Below are 15,694 nucleotides of genomic sequence, written 5' to 3' on the forward strand. Positions count from 1 at the left end.
TTGACTGTATCCATTATATCGAATAGGAAGGCAACATTCCGAAATAATTGCTGAAGTACAATGAGAACGAAAAACGGGAGGAGCTGAGATGCAATGAAAAAATTGAATAGGAAAATTGCTTTAGTCACGGGGGCAAGCCGTGGTATCGGGCGGGCTATTGCGCTTCGTTTGGCTGAAGAAGGAGCTTTGGTTGCCGTACATTACGCCATCAACCGCGATGCTGCCGAAGAAGTTGTTCGGGAAATAGAACGGAACGGCGGGAACGCCTTTGCCCTTGGCAAGGAAATCCAAGTGTTCGATGATGTGGAGGCTCTCTTTGCGGAATTGGATGAAGAATTAATGCGACGAACGGGAGATCGCATGTTCGACATTTTGGTAAATAACGCCGGAAAGGGCCTTCCGGTTGCGATGGAGGGAACGACGGAGGAAGCTTTCGATGAAATTTTCCGCATTAATGTGAAAGCGCCGTTCTTTATCATTCAACAGGCGCTTTCACGCCTTCGTAGCGGCGGTCGAATCATGAATTTGTCGTCAGCCGTAACGAGAATATCTTTACCGGGTATTCCGGCGTACACCATGACCAAGGGGGCCATAGACGCGCTGACGCTTTCATTAGCCAACCAGCTCGGCCCTCAAGGCATCACGATTAACGCGTTAAAGCCCGGTTTTGTTGCCACGGATATGAATGCATCCATGCTGGACGATCCCGATTCGAACAAATTCGGTGCCGAATATTCGATTTTCGGCAGATGGGGAGCACCTTCGGATATCGCTGACGTGGCGGCATTCCTCGCTTCCGAGGAAAGCCGCTGGGTCACGGGCCAATGCATTGACGTTAGCGGAGGGTCGCGACTTTAAAATTGATTCGACGGGAAATCGAAAATTTCTCATCTGCCGTCCTTCTCAGGCCTTCGTCTGAGAAGGAATTTCTTCGTTTGAGAGCGATTGTTTGGCATCCGCTTTTCGTTTAGGCATGAACAAGGTCAATAAAAATGCAAGGATCGCTACAATGACGACATAAGAAAAAGCATCACCGGTACCGAGTATGGATGCTTCCTTTTCGAGCTGAGTCTTGGACAAGGTCATGCCGGCTTGAATCGAACCCGTTACATGAACATTTGACCGGATCGTCATGCACCTTAAGCCCGAATTTATCGAACAACCGCCCTGTCACCGGGGACATGAACGCCATTAAAAGTGCGCCCGGCATCATTAGTAAACCGGATTCAAGCGCCGTATAGCCCCTGCTGGATTGCAAATATAACGGGAGTAATATCATATCCGCGTACATCACGATCGTGACCAAAATATTGATGACTAGCGTTAATGTAAAGTATTTATTGGTAAAAACGCACAGATCAAGCATAGGTTCGGCCGATTTCAGCTGACGAATGCAGAAGTGAACGAGAAACAAAGCCCCTCCGATCAAGCATGACAAAACGAGCACATCTCCCCATCCCCTGCCGCTCACCACGCTAAAGCCGTACAGAATTCCTCCGATACCGAGAGTTGAGTATAGAATGCCGGGTATATCTGCCTTTGGCCTGGAAGTCTCGGATACATTGATCAAAAATTTAAAAGACAACGTGATCACGATAGCAAGGAGCGGAATCATCCCGATAAACAACCATCGCCAAGATGAAGTCTCAATAACGATCCCCGCTAATGAAGGATCTATCGAAGGCGCGACAGCTACCGTAAGTCCTATGACGCCCATCGCGGTTCCCCGTTTTTTAACCGGAAAGATTTCATGAATCACGGACATTAATAATGGCATGACGATGCCGGCTCCTGCGGCTTGAACCAATCTGCCGATCAGCAACAAAGCAAAATTCGGAGATACCGCGGCTAACATACTTCCTGTCAATAGAAACAGCATCGATGCGATAAATAACTGATGGGTCGAAAATCGATTCATCAGATAAGCGGTGACCGGAATCAATATCCCGTTCACAAGCATATAATCGGTTATCAACCACTGGACCGTCGATGCACGGACATGGAACTCCAAAATAAATTCCGGCAATGCGACGGAGATGATGGACGAAGTGCTGGACGAGATGTTTCAAACCATTATGATTGATGCGGTTAAACATGCCGCCTCTTCCTCTTCTTCCTATCCGGCCCTCACTGCTTTTCTTGATCACTTATATCAGAATGCCGGGCTATACAGGGGGATGCTTGAGAATGCAGCTTTTTATGATCGGATAATCGGCATTTTTCTGGACATGATTTCAATGTGGGGGGAAGAAAGAAAATCACAGAATCGACCATTTCTTGTTCATAATGAGGTTATCGCTTCTTCCACGTTAGGGATTGTTAGCTGGTGGCTCAAGGAAAAAACACCGTACGGTCCGAATGACATGGCCAAGCAAATTTCGATATTGGTGAACGGGATAACGGATAAATAAAAAAGGCCTCGCTCATGGCGGGGCCTTTTTGTTCACTCTACCTTCGTTATTCCTAATTTATTTTCTAGAAGCTGTTTATTAAAAAGAATCCTTTCGTCCGACGGACGGAACTCACGGGCTTTCTCGTTATGTTCGTACGATTTTTGATAATTTCCCAAATTATAATAACAAACGCATAATTGCAAATGAGGGTACCATGTGTGGTAGGCCGGATAAGAAAAGCTCCATTGATTCGGATCCGGAACGATGCTTGCGGCCAGTTCATACCAGAATATCGCGGATGGATAATCGTTTTGTTGCTGAAAGTGATATCCGAGTCGGCTGCATGTCTCCGCACGGGGCGTTCTGGAAAACTCCATCGATTGAAGCAGGCTTTTCAATTCGTTGGCTCGATCCCCTAAGAAACGGAAGCAATCGGCTTTGTTAATGCATGCGTAAAACTTATCTTCGACCCATCCCGAATCCATTTCGATATTTCGGTTATAACTTTCGATCGCTTTTTCGTAATGGCCATTTTCCCTTAATTCATTTCCATAGTAAAAATTATCGCGGGCGCTTAAAACATCGCCTCTTTCCAACTTCTTTTGATAAATACTTAGTGTGCGTCCGACGGAATGGCGGATTTTTTTATGCGTTACGGATATATCTGCATTGATGATGTTACCATATACGTTCAGATATTGATGGGCATCCCCTACCCACTTGTAATTCTTATCTCTTCGAACGAGTCGGTTTCTCCGGTATCTTAGCGTTACGTTGCCATATTCATCCGTTCCCGCGTCGTAGAACATAGAAACGGAGTCCACGGCCGGGTCTAAAGTTTGCTTGAGTTCTTTTAACTTCCGTCTATCCTCCTCCAAAATCACATCGTCTGCGTCAAGATACAAAATATACTCTTTTGTTGCGTACTTAAACGATTCGTTTCTGGCCGCCGCAAAGTTTCCGATCCATTCAAAGAAAAAGACGCGGTCCGTATATTGTTTGGCAATCTCGACCGTCTTGTCAGTGGATCCCGTATCCACAATATTAATCTCGTCTACGATATCTTTAATGCTATCAAGGCATCGCGCAAGCACTTCTTCTTCATTCTTGACTATCATGCACAAGCTGATCGTGATCAAAAGGGGTCACGCTCCTTCGTTAATAACTTCCCGAAACGAATGGTATGACATGGGGTCATTAGGAAAAAAGAAGGGGTAGCACAAAGCTAACCCTTCTTCCTGGCTTTAACTAACCATTAAGCCCCTGGGGGACCGGTAGGTCCTGTCGGGCCTGTGGCTCCAGTAGGTCCTGCTGGGCCTGTCGCTCCTGTTGCACCCGTGGCTCCTGTTGCACCCGTGGCTCCCGCCGGACCTGTCGCTCCTGTTGCACCCGTTGCTCCTGCCGGGCCTGTCGCTCCTGTTGCACCCGTTGCTCCTGCCGGACCTGTTGCACCTGTCGCGCCTGTTGCTCCTGCCGGGCCTGTCGCTCCAGTTGCTCCCGTTGCTCCTGCCGGTCCTGTCGCTCCAGTTGCTCCCGTTGCTCCTACCGGGCCTGTCGCTCCAGTTGCTCCCGTTGCTCCTGCCGGGCCTGTCGCACCCGTCGCGCCTGTTGCTCCTGCTGGCCCCGTCGCGCCTGTCGCTCCTGTTGCTCCTGCCGGACCCGTCGCTCCTGTTGCACCCGTGGCTCCTGCCGGGCCTGTTGCACCTGTTGCTCCCGCCGGTCCTGTCGCTCCTGTTGCTCCCGCTGGACCTGTCGCGCCTGTTGCTCCCGTTGCTCCTGCCGGTCCTGTCGCTCCTGTTGCTCCTGCCGGACCTGTTGCGCCAGTTGCTCCTGTTGCTCCTGCCGGACCTGTCGCTCCTGTTGCACCCGTGGCTCCTGTTGCACCCGTTGCTCCTGTTGCACCCGTTGCTCCTGTTGCTCCTGTTACTCCCACCGGTCCTGTCGCACCCGTTGCCCCAGTTGCTCCCGCCGGTCCTGTCGCTCCTGTTGCTCCAGTTGCACCTGTTGCTCCTGCCGGTCCTGTTGCGCCAGTTGCTCCTGTTGCTCCTGCCGGACCTGTTGCGCCAGTTGCTCCTGTTGCTCCTGCCGGACCTGTCGCTCCTGTTGCACCCGTTGCTCCTGTTGCTCCAGTTGCTCCCGCCGGTCCTGTCGCTCCTGTTGCTCCCGTGGCTCCTGCCGGGCCTGTGGCTCCTGTCGCGCCTGTGGCTCCTGCCGGGCCTGTCGCACCTGTCGCTCCTGTTGCACCCGTGGCTCCTGCCGGACCTGTCGCTCCTGTTGCTCCTGCCGGGCCTGTCGCGCCTGTCGCGCCTGTTGCTCCCGCCGGACCTGTCGCACCTGTCGCGCCTGCCGGACCCGTCGCACCTGTTGCTCCAGTTGCTCCCGCCGGACCTGTCGCGCCTGTTGCTCCCGTGGCTCCTGCCGGACCCGTCGCACCTGTTGCTCCCGCCGGACCTGTCGCACCTGTCGCACCTGCCGGGCCTGTCGCTCCCGCCGGACCTGTCGCTCCTGTTGCTCCTGCTGGACCTGTCGCGCCCGTCGCGCCTGTTGCTCCCGCCGGACCTGTCGCGCCTGTTGCTCCCGTGGCTCCTGCCGGACCTGTCGCGCCTGTTGCTCCTGCCGGGCCTGTTGCTCCTGCCGGTCCTGTCGCTCCTGTTGCTCCCGTGGCTCCTGCCGGGCCTGTCGCTCCTGCCGGACCTGTCGCACCTGTTGCTCCTGCCGGACCCGTCGCACCTGTCGCGCCTGTTGCTCCCGTGGCTCCTGCCGGGCCTGTCGCACCTGTCGCTCCTGTTGCTCCTGCCGGACCTGTTGCGCCTGTTGCTCCCGTTGCTCCCGTTGCTCCTGTCGCACCTGTCGCTCCTGTTGCTCCTGCCGGACCTGTTGCACCTGTTGCTCCTGCCGGGCCTGTGGCTCCTGTTACACCTGTTGCTCCTGCCGGGCCTGTTGCTCCCGTTGCTCCTGCCGGGCCTGTTGCACCCGTGGCTCCTGCCGGTCCTGTTGCTCCCGCTGGGCCGGTTGGTCCAGGTACGCCGGAATCGGTAGATGAGAACAACGAGATGTCATCCACCAGAATATCCGGGCTTCCTACCTGAGGCAGTTTGTTAATCAAAACAATGGCATTGGCAGTTCCAGGGGGCGCTACGGAAGTCGTATGAAGAACATCGAGCCATGTGGCGTTATTATCGACATTCGGTATACGACCTGGAAAAATATTCGTAATTTCACCCGAGCCGAGAAAATTAAACGAAGCGTCATAAAAACTCACCTGAATAAGTACGAGTGGTGAGGGGCTCGCTCCGATTTTCCCTACGCTGGCGGAAATAACGAAACTTGAACCCGGAGTTGCTGGAATAGTTTGATGAATGAAGGAGTTAATGTTGCCTCCGATTAATTGGGCCGAGAACAAACCGGTATGCGAACGGGTACTTGTGATCGTTGCATTCACCGGTATCCAAGGAGCCAAACTACCGCTTTCGAAGTCGCCGTTTTGAATAAATTCTTGTATAGGCAATTGCGCATCCTCCTTTTCAATGAATTTTGATCTCCGTACTATCCTCCTTTGTTCACTTTGCTTCTCCTTTTCGAAGAAGCTTGCCATATTCTATGAAACATGTTTGTTTTTCGTATAGGCACTCATGCTATTTCATTGACACATTTCATTTCGGATGAACTGCTATTTACTAGAAAGGATAGATCTTTGACGGTTGCGGATAGGCAGATATTTCATAAATTGTAGAAGGATTCGTCCGAAAAAACCTAAAAACAAGGAGGATGGACGTTGGACTGGGAAACGATCATTTTAGAACAAATAAAGATGAATGATTTGACGGCGGCCGACGATCTTCTCGCAAAGCATCAAACCGACTTGCACCACCTGCCTGAATTTTATTATTTAAACGGATACCTTCACATCAAAAAAGAAAACCCGACTAACGCATGGCTGTGGTTATGGAGAGGACTTGAATTATATCCCGATGATCCGGTACTGACATATTTAATGCAAAACGTTTACAAACGGTTCAACAGACCGGGCCAAGCAGCCGTTTACATGAATAAATCGGAGACCCACAATCACGGAATCGATCCCATTAAATCCAAATTTCCGCTAGAGATATCCCTTACTCCTTTCACATCAGGCCACGCCGACCATAACCAAACGCTCCGCATACTTCAAGGAAGCATCGAAATTGCCAATCAAATGCATACCTCATCAATCGGTCTAGGACAGCACGGGGTGATATCGCACACCTTGAACTACTACCCCTACTATTTAAAATACCGCTCCGATTATGAGTGGTCATTGATCGGACAACGCAACTCCCCGGAGATAAACGGTTTACTGCGGAAGTTGTCCCTCCAATTGCAATCATTTTATGAAGTTTTTCATTTTCACTGGGGCACGAGCCTGACGTTGGACGGATCCGATATTCCGATTTTAAAGGAAGGCGGAAAAAAACTGATCATGCAGCATTGGGGGACCGATGTTCGATTGTATTCGGAAGCCGTAAAACGAAATCCTTATGTTCGGGTCAAAAACCGAAACGAAGATCAGATCAAACGGAATCTTCAACGGCTTTCCGAACAAATTTCCCATTGCATCGTATCCGATTTCGAGTTGTACGACTGGGTCAAAGACTACTATGATCAAGTTTCGGTCATTCCCGCCATGGTCGATTTGAGCAGATATAGCCCCTCCGAAGAAAAAAACAACAATGGCAAACCTCTCATCGTGCACGCCCCCACAGCTCCAGCCATAAAAGGAACCGCCTATATTTTAAAAGCGGTTGAGGCATTGAAGGACCATTATGACTTTGATTTCGTTGCCGTACAAGGAAAAAGTCATGAAGAAGCGATGGACATCTTCAAAAAAGCGGATCTCATCATCGACCAACTTCATATCGGCACCTACGGGCTTTTTGCGGTTGAGACGATGGCTATGGCGAAACCGGTCATTTGCTGGATCAGCGATGACATGAGGGAACGCTACCCTCAGGATCTGCCGGTTATCGTCGCCAATCCCGATACGATTAAAGAAAGTATCGAGCATGCGCTTAAAAACTTGGATATGCTTCCCGAAAAGGGACAACTAGGACGACGATATGTAGAAAAACATCACGATATGATCAAGAATAGCCGCCTATTGCTGTCGTTGTACGAATCTTTATAAGGAATTCCGGATAACAAAAAGCATGGTTGCGGAAAATCCGCAACCATGCTTTTGAATGTTATGGGTTCAAGCCTAAAGCCCGGACGATTAATCCCGCTAACTCTCCTCTAGTGATCACTTCGGAAGCTCGAAGCGTTCCATCCGGATAACCAATCGTCCATCCGCTGGTTACGGCTTGTTCCAAGGCATGGATTGCCCACACGGAGGCTTGGTCTCCATCTCGGAATTTGCTCAAGGATGGGCCTGCAAGATCATTTCCATCCTTACCGATTGCCAGCGCATTTACAAGGATCACAATGGCCTGCTCTCGAGTGAGGCCCGTATCCGGACCGAAAGCGCTCGATGACATGCCTTTGATCCAACCTTGGGCATATGCGGCTTCAACGGCCGATGCGGCCCAGTGTCCATCCATATCCGTAAACGTATTTTTATTCTCTTGGGCCGTTTCAAGCCCAAAAGCTTTGACGAGAATCGAAACGATCTCGGCCCGCGATGCCGGGCGGTCCGGCCGGACCGTTCCGTCGCCGTAACCTTGAATCCATCCCCGGGACGCCAACGTTTGAAGGGCGCCCGCAGCCCAATGTCCCTGCGCGTCTGTCCAGGTTACCGGCAAAGTCGGGGCGTTACCCGAGAGAACCGCGGGAACATAAGAGCCTGAATCCGTCATCTCAAAGCCGGCTCCAATCGCATTCCCGTCTTCTCCATAAATGATTTCTGCGGGGATCACCTCTTCCGTGCCGTCCGTATATGTGGCCAAAACGTACACGAAACGGGGTACGCTTCCGGATCCGGCTGGAAATCCGTCACGAAGCGGTAGAACGGCATGAGCGGCCTCCCCCGTGTTGTTGCCGATTTTTACTGACGGACCTGCAAGCTTCAAACCAACCTTCCCGGTCCATGCGTCGAACCTTTTTGCTTGCTCACCGTCGGCCGATTGAAGCGAAATTTCCACGCTCCGTCCTTGTGGCGAAAGTTTTTGAAGCTCTTCCTTCGATAGGTTGAGCGTTGCAAACCCCGATTGGATGGAGAAGCCGACGTTCGTAAATTTAGGCAATAACTTCGAATCGATCATGACCCTGCTTACATCCTTTTCACCCGTGAGCTTGATCGGAGCATATTTCATGCCCGAGGCTTTCGCCACGGAGATCTGTTGATCCAGGTAAGCAGCCGTAGGCTTATAAACGACAACCGCAAGCCCGTTTTCAAACAGGATGGATTGCTGGAGCGTTAAGGCCGAGTTTTGTATACTTCCTGTGCTGCTGCTGTTGCCTACTCCTCCACCACCATTCCCGTTACCCGCATTTGAACCGGGAACGGTGATGGAAATCGGCCGCGAGAGCGCCTTCGATCCATCGGCGTCCTTCGTGACCTCAAAAAGAATCGTGACCCGGGTGTCGGAAATAGGCTCACGGATTACACCGTCAGTCCGAACGACCGTAGGATGACTGCTGGTGCTGATCGCAACGCTAAACCCGGGAGGTACCTGCGGGAGCTTAAGCATCGTCTCCCCTTTTTTGGGGGCGGGAATGGAAATGATTGAACCGGCAACGTCCGAAGCGGTCAGGCTTTTGACATAAACGAGCTCGGACGGTGAACTGGACATTCCGTTTACCACTTGAATGACATAATATCCTTTGTCTTCCTCAAGCGAACGGAATACGAATTCCCCTTCAGGTGAAGCTGCAGCCTCCGAGACGAGCTCGCGTTCGCTGTTATACAATTCAAGACGGGCTAATGGCAAAGCCCCGGTTACGAATAAGGATTTTTCGCCGTTACTGCCGGCTGCGGCCGACACCGGGCGGGGGCGCACGTGAACTTCACGTTCGGCAGGCTCCGCCGTCCATCCTTCAGCGCCGAAACTATAACTCAGCTTATAAACGCCCGATATATTGACATCGACGGTCCCAATCCCCATGATGCCTTCTGCCAGAACGGTTCCATACACGCTGTCAACCACCGAGGCACCGGGATCTGTAAAGGCGTTTCCGGCTTCCAGCAATACGGGATTCGTGCCGTTGAGGCGAATATATGGCGTATTGGGCAGTGCTTTAAGAACCGTTAGACGGAATGTTTTTTGAACGGTAACGTTGTCCTTGGACACCGTCGCCGTCAATTGAACGGAGGCATCTCCGTCCGTATAACGGGGCCTGTTTACCCGTCCCTGATCGTCCAACACTTCCGGCCGGTCGGAGGACCAATCAATGTTCGTGTCAAACGCCCCGTTGATCGGCAGAGTAATGGAATCCTTGACGCCCTCGGGATAGTCCAGTATCAGAGTATCCGCCGCCAACTTTACCTCCTCCTCCGTGCTGATGGGCAGGGCAGGAATGAGCAACGTAAACGTCTTGGTCAGGGTGTATTGTCCTTTTGACAAAGTCGCTTCCAATATTACGGTCTGATCTCCCTGCATAAAACTTGGCAAGGTCACCCGGCCCCCGGAATCCAGAAAATCCGGATGCGAGGAGCGCCACGAAATATGAACGCCGTTTGGTCCGCTTGCCGGCAAAGAGAGGTCGGTCGTAACCGTGGTGACGGGGATTTCCAATGTTTGATGCACGAAGGACACCGCTTCTTCATCGCTGATCGGCAGACTCGATACATGCGCGGCAAATGCTTTTGTGCGTTCCAGTCCGTCCAGCCTTAACGCGGCCGTAAGCGTAACATCCGCATCGCCTTCCGAATAAGACGGCCTGTGAACGGTCCCGTCAACAGCAATAATGCCGGGTTCGCTGGAGGACCACGTGATGTCCGTTCCTCCATATCCTTTTACGGGTAGTACAAGATGACTCGTCACTGCGGTCAGATCGCCCAGCGTAAGCCCCTGCTCCGCTTTATTTAATGCCGTTTCGGTGGTTTCCCTCAATACATTTATTGCAAAAGTGCGGGTTGCCTCGGCTGCTCCCAACTTGACGGTTGCGGTCAACGTTACCGTACGGTCCCCTTGAACATAGGAGGGCCGGGTCACCTTGCCGTCAAGATCGATCGTGGCTGGGGCATCCGAATTCCAGCTAACGGTTGATCCGCCAAGTCCGGTTGCGGGAAGTATAATGTTTTGTGTAACCGAAGAAGCGCTGTCTCCGGGAGAGAAACCGATTTCTAACGCGGCGGCCGCATTTGCGGCTCTTTCCGCCTCGGTCGGAATCGTTAGTTTCGTTTCCGCCGCGTCACCGCTCCCTTTTGCGTTAATCGCCTTTATGGAGTAGATGACTTCTCCTGCCGGAAGTGCTCCGTTATCCTTATAAGATGTTAGGGGACCGGAATATATGATTTGCCCGTTTCGTTTGAGCTCGTATGAAGAAGCTTGCGACACGGCCTCCCATTCGAGCTGGACTGCGCCATCTTGGTATTCGCCCGTAAAATTTGCAGGGGCCGCCGGCAAAGATAACAATTCCCCATAAGATTCAAATTCAATAACGGATGCCCAAAAATCGTTTCTGTCATTTCCTTGATCGATGACGAGTTTGACGTAACGCGCTTCAACGGAAGGCAGCGAGCGCTGGACCATCGGATTTCTGTTCCCTTGCACCGCATCCGCGGTTTTCCATGTCACCCCGTCTATGCTGGTCATCAGACGAAAGGCATACGGATCCCGTCCATCATACCAATCATAGTAAAGCCCCATACCCGTCAATTTCCAAAGATGTAACGAATAAATATCCTGCAAATCTACCTGGATCCATTTTTCCCCCGCATCGGCCGTATACCAACGGCTTGTAGGCGCAAGAGAACCGTCGACCGCCTTTTCCGGTTCGTAAGGATTGACGAAGCCGCTTGAGGTTACGGGCTTTTGGATCGTAACATTCGATATAATCGCCGCTTCCGCATCCGATCCCAGCAACAATAACGCTCCTCCGATGAACGGCAGCAGAGGGGCCAGCAGCCGGACGGGTGTAAGCCCTGGAAGAACCTTATGTTTTAAATTCGGCACGCATTCACCACTTCCCTATATAAAGATTCGCATAGACTAGTTACGAGAAGGGTAAGCTCCTTCTATCGCAATGAAGTAGGAAACGCCAGGCATTGGTGAAGCGCCGCGCAGGTCAGGAAGCGCGAACGTGGTTTGACCGTCTCCCCCATAATTCGTTCCGAGCAGGCTATACAGCTCATAGTTTTGTGAAATTTGCATAGTCTGGCCCTCCGCTTTCACCCAGCCTTTCGGCGTAAAAGCATAAGGATAGAGTTGAATTTCGCCAAGCAGAGGTTCTACGGACGCCTCCGCTTTGACCGGGTTAAAGGTCGTGCCTCCGCTTACGACAGCGCCCAACAAAACTAGCATTAATGCGGGTTTAAGAAACGCACCTTTCTTGATCATGAATTTTCCTCCTTTGATTTAAGTTGTTTAAGCTCTTTTTTGCGACTTTTTTCATAGACAAATAGATATTATCACGGGACTTACATTTTTTGTATTTATTTTTTCTTCTTGACGAAATAACAAAAAGAGCCTGCGGCGCATCCTTCTTTGATGCCTCCACCGGCTCCATTTCAGGTTTGGACAGTATCTTGGGATGAGGTCATTGATTAACTATCCCTTGTAATCAAATAATTCAATAAATGCTTCAAAAAACCGGGACGATTCGGTAATTGGTTCCATGCTTCCATAGCCAGGCAATAATGTTCCCACATCTCTCTGGTGGCCCCTTCCCGTCCCAGTACCGTGACGAAGGTCGAATTGTTGTTTTCGATATCTTTACCGGCTGGTTTGCCCAGAAGTCGCTCATCGCCTTCTCCGTCGAGCAAGTCATCCTTGATTTGGAAAGCAATGCCGGCGTGATACGCGATCGTTTTTAAACCTTCTATCTCCGAATCTTTAGCCTGAGCAAGGATGGCGGGCGCGACGAGGGATACTTCAAAGGCAATCCCGGTCTTATAGAAACAGATTGCATTCAACTCCTCCTGCGTCAAAGCTTTGCCTTTGGAGTTTAAATCCATCGCCTGGCCCATGCATATTTCACCGGCCTTTTGGGACATATACCGCATCAGTTTAAGCACGAGACCGTTTTCGAATCCTTTGAGCGAAGACAACTCTTCGATCGCCTTCTGAATTAAATAAATACCGGTCAACTCGGCGATCGCGCTGTTGTGGACGTGATGTAGTGTAGGCCTGCCTCTGCGGGTCGGAGAATTATCCTGCGTCGGAAGATCATCAAATATTAACGACGCCGTATGCATATACTCCAATGATCTGAAGAGCGGGACTAATGCCGAAGCGGAAATCCCGTATTCCTTTACGCCCATAATCCAGGAGAGAACCGGCCTAAGCCGCTTCCCGCCGCTTTCGAGACTGTAATTGGCCGTTTCAATAAGCAAATGTTGAACGGGGGGAGCTTGCTCGGGCTTAGTAATTTGCAAAAGATCATTGATTTGTCGCCTGGCCGTTGCGACGATGTCGGAAAACCGCTCTTTTTCCTGACGATTGTTCTTCATTTCGGCAATCAGTTGGTCGCGCAGCAGTTTATCGAAAAAGTCCACATCCTCCGCATGGCGTACCATTTTCTGAATAACCGCAAAAAGTTCCGGCATGCCTTTTGTAAATATCGCTAATACTTCGTTATATTTTTTTTCGCCGGCCCGTTTAAAGTAGCGTTTTAATCCATTGATGGCGCGATCCAGAATAATTTCCCGAATCTTGTCGTCCGAGCCGTAAATACGATGAATCAAATTTGCGATAACGGACCAATACAATTCGAAAGGATTGATCAGATCCGGACGAATGTGACGGTATTTCAGATAATAGGTATACGGAGTTACCGCACCTCTCTCCATATCGTCGAACATATCGGCAAAATCATCCGCGAGCTGGTTGTAGAGACCGTAATAAAAGACCCGGAGATCAAACCCTTCATCCTTCGGAGCGCTAAGCACGGAACGGACAACCAGGCGCGAGGAAGAAGATTTTAAAATGACCGGAAGGAACAGTTCTTCATTCGTATAGTTCGCATTCAGCAGGCTCTTCGATCTGTCGATGTCCTGGGCATGAAAGAAAACATAGGACTGCTCAAAGAAAATATGCTGAGTTTCCGGCCTTTGGTACGTCTTGATAAATTCGTAAGCCTCGCGAAGCTCATCGTAAACAAACGTCATGAATTCCGCGTGGTTACCGAACTCGTCTTCCGGAGGGGGTACCGTTCTGGACAGCAATGTTTTACGGATCACGGATGAATATCTTGCTTTTTCCTCTGCGTTCAACATGTCGGAGTCCAGCAGGTCATCGATGAAAGGATATGTCAAGCCGTAGTAGTACCCCAGTTTGATAGCTTCTTCCAATTGACGGGAGCGTTCTGCGGGCCTGGCTTGGTCGTCTAATTCATCCATTACATGCATTACGACGCCGATGATGATCTTGATCAATTTTCGTTCCGCTTCTTCCGGATTCAACGCATGGGGAATCCTGGAGGAGACGTTTCGCAGTTTATCCATGACCCAAATGACGCCGTTTTCCACCCCTTCCTTCTGAGCCCAGCGGTAAAGCGCCGCTCCGTTCAAAAAGGCCGGACGACTTCTCGTGGCTTTGTTGTCTGGATGAATCAAGTGTTTTTTCACATCGGCGACTAAACGGTTTACTTTGATTTGCGTGTTTTGTGAATTGAAGTCTTTTCCCAAATCCCGCAAATAAATATATGAAATGCTCCTGTCCAGATAGTCATCCAGTTTTCCTGTCCGGTTTAGCCATCCCAAATAACGATAATAGTCGGTTGGGTCAGGTCTTTTCCTGTTAAGCGAAAACAAGGAAAGCCAGGCTGGCTGCCGGGTGATATGCCCTCTTTTCCACAATTGAAAATCCCGGATCAGCTCGGGAATATAGTTTTGATTCAAAACCAGATTCTGCAGCGAAACATAATATTGTCGAGCTTTTACTTCGGCCTGTTGATACCATGTATTCGCCAAATCCGTCAATTCCACATTCATTGATAAATACCCCATTTTTTGTTTTACATCGATTTATAATAAACTAAGAGTATCTTAACTATAACCCGAAGGAGAGTAAACAGACCTTATGCGTATTTTTTCTTCTTTGACCGCATTTCTCGCCGCATGGAAAGACTATCCTTCACCACCGGGTACCGTGTTAGGAAGTAGATTTGTAGTCATGGAGTTGATTGGAGAAGGAAGCTACGGTTTAACCTATAAATGTTCGGATCTAAAGGACGGGGGGCTTGTCGCCGTCAAACAGTCGCGACCGAGTAAAGGAGCATTTGCCAGACAACTACTGGAAAGAGAAGCCGGCATGTTGCAATCCCTTCGACATCCTCAGTTTCCCGAATTTATAGAATTGTTTACGGAAGGCAGTTATTTTTACCTCGTAATGTCCTATTTAAGCGGGGATACGTTTGAGGATTTGATTTTCGGGCAAGGCAAACGGTACGGAGAACAAGACTGCATTCTGATTGCCATGCAGCTGTTGGAGCTTGTATCCTTCATTCACGAACGGGGGTTCGTTCATCTCGATTTGCGGATTCCAAACGTTCTGAAACAGAACGATCTTTTGTTTATACTGGATTTCGGCTTGGCCAGAAAAAAGGGAGAGTCCTGTTTCCCCCGGGAAGCCGACCGGAAATGGAATGGAAAAAAACGAACATCATCTCTTTCTTTTAAATCCGCAGATGAGCGAACGGACCTGCAGGATATCGGTCATTTTATGTTGTTCCTCCTCTATTCCGCTTTTGAGCCCGAGAAGGCTTCCGGGAAAAACCAAAACAGTCAGCCCGAACGATCCTGGCAGGATGAGCTGGAACTTACTGAAGATTTGAAAACGATCATCGAGCGCTTGCTCGAGCTTCAAACACCATATGCCTGTTCATCTCATTTTATGAATGACTTGCGGAGGATCGCTAACGACTACTAGAATCAATACGAAACATCTACCCATTAATCTTCCAGATTTGTAATCCTAGTCCCCCGTATGATACTATCCGAATAAAATAAACAAGAACGACAGAAAGGAGAACTTATGTATGCTAAGAAAACTCATTGATAAGTTTCTTCATTCCGCATCGCACAGCCGTCGAAGGCAATACAGCAGTTCGGCAAAGCACTATGGTAAAAGGCACAGCAGTTCTGCTAAACACTACGGCAAACGGTACAGCAGCAGTCACGGATACGACCGCCCCATGATCGGTTCCTCCTCGGATGGTAAGCG

General features: G+C 50.2%; 10 protein-coding genes. 4 read left to right on the forward strand and 6 right to left on the reverse strand.

Translation table 11 applies throughout. The annotated features are described in order from the left end of the window. Nucleotides 1-93: 93 nt before the first annotated feature. Nucleotides 94-858: an SDR family oxidoreductase gene (locus ACSFXJ_RS13500; RefSeq protein ID WP_435920872.1), complete on the forward strand. Its 765-nt coding sequence runs from the start codon at nt 94-96 to the stop codon at nt 856-858. Nucleotides 859-1,030: 172 nt separating this feature from the next. Here the strand turns inward: ACSFXJ_RS13500 and ACSFXJ_RS13505 are convergent, their stop codons facing one another. Next, nucleotides 1,031-2,026: a DHA2 family efflux MFS transporter permease subunit gene (locus ACSFXJ_RS13505; RefSeq protein ID WP_435920873.1), complete on the reverse strand. Its 996-nt coding sequence runs from the start codon at nt 2,024-2,026 to the stop codon at nt 1,031-1,033. Nucleotides 2,027-2,036: 10 nt separating this feature from the next. Here ACSFXJ_RS13505 and ACSFXJ_RS13510 point away from each other — a divergent pair, with 10 nt between their 5' ends. Continuing rightward, the gene (locus tag ACSFXJ_RS13510; RefSeq protein ID WP_435920874.1) at nt 2,037-2,411 is read left to right on the forward strand and encodes a TetR-like C-terminal domain-containing protein; all 375 of its coding nucleotides are present in this window, start codon (nt 2,037-2,039) and stop codon (nt 2,409-2,411) included. Nucleotides 2,412-2,443: 32 nt separating this feature from the next. Here ACSFXJ_RS13510 and ACSFXJ_RS13515 read toward each other — a convergent pair whose 3' ends face one another. Further along, the gene (locus ACSFXJ_RS13515) at nt 2,444-3,532 is read right to left on the reverse strand and encodes a glycosyltransferase (RefSeq protein ID WP_435920875.1); all 1,089 of its coding nucleotides are present in this window, start codon (nt 3,530-3,532) and stop codon (nt 2,444-2,446) included. 116 nt (nt 3,533-3,648) lie between these two features. Further along, nucleotides 3,649-5,901, reverse strand: coding sequence for an NTTRR-F1 domain (locus ACSFXJ_RS13520; protein ID WP_435920876.1), 2,253 nt, complete (start codon nt 5,899-5,901; stop codon nt 3,649-3,651). 267 nt (nt 5,902-6,168) lie between these two features. On the opposite strand from ACSFXJ_RS13520, the gene ACSFXJ_RS13525 reads away from it, so the two are divergent. Continuing rightward, entirely contained in the window at nt 6,169-7,557 is a 1,389-nt protein-coding gene (locus ACSFXJ_RS13525) for a glycosyltransferase (protein ID WP_435920877.1), read from the forward strand. Nucleotides 7,558-7,615: 58 nt separating this feature from the next. On the opposite strand, the gene ACSFXJ_RS13530 is transcribed toward ACSFXJ_RS13525, so the two are convergent. The 3 genes from ACSFXJ_RS13530 to ACSFXJ_RS13540 all read right to left on the reverse strand — a co-directional run bounded on the left by ACSFXJ_RS13530 (nt 7,616) and on the right by ACSFXJ_RS13540 (nt 14,463). Beyond that, complete coding sequence (locus ACSFXJ_RS13530; protein ID WP_435920878.1) at nt 7,616-11,485, reverse strand: immunoglobulin-like domain-containing protein; 3,870 nt, start codon at nt 11,483-11,485, stop codon at nt 7,616-7,618. 36 nt (nt 11,486-11,521) lie between these two features. Continuing rightward, nucleotides 11,522-11,869 (reverse strand): phage tail protein, encoded by a 348-nt coding sequence (locus tag ACSFXJ_RS13535; protein WP_435920879.1) that lies wholly within the window; start codon nt 11,867-11,869, stop codon nt 11,522-11,524. A gap of 206 nt (nt 11,870-12,075) precedes the next feature. Next, complete coding sequence (locus ACSFXJ_RS13540) at nt 12,076-14,463, reverse strand: polyprenyl synthetase family protein (protein WP_435920880.1); 2,388 nt, start codon at nt 14,461-14,463, stop codon at nt 12,076-12,078. 181 nt (nt 14,464-14,644) lie between these two features. Here ACSFXJ_RS13540 and ACSFXJ_RS13545 point away from each other — a divergent pair, with 181 nt between their 5' ends. Continuing rightward, a complete protein-coding gene (locus ACSFXJ_RS13545; protein WP_435920881.1) occupies nt 14,645-15,400 on the forward strand; it encodes a serine/threonine protein kinase in 756 nt (251 codons plus the stop codon). Nucleotides 15,401-15,694: the final 294 nt, after the last annotated feature.

Source organism: Paenibacillus salivarius, from assembly GCF_051307165.1.
Lineage (GTDB): Bacteria > Bacillota > Bacilli > Paenibacillales > Paenibacillaceae > Fontibacillus.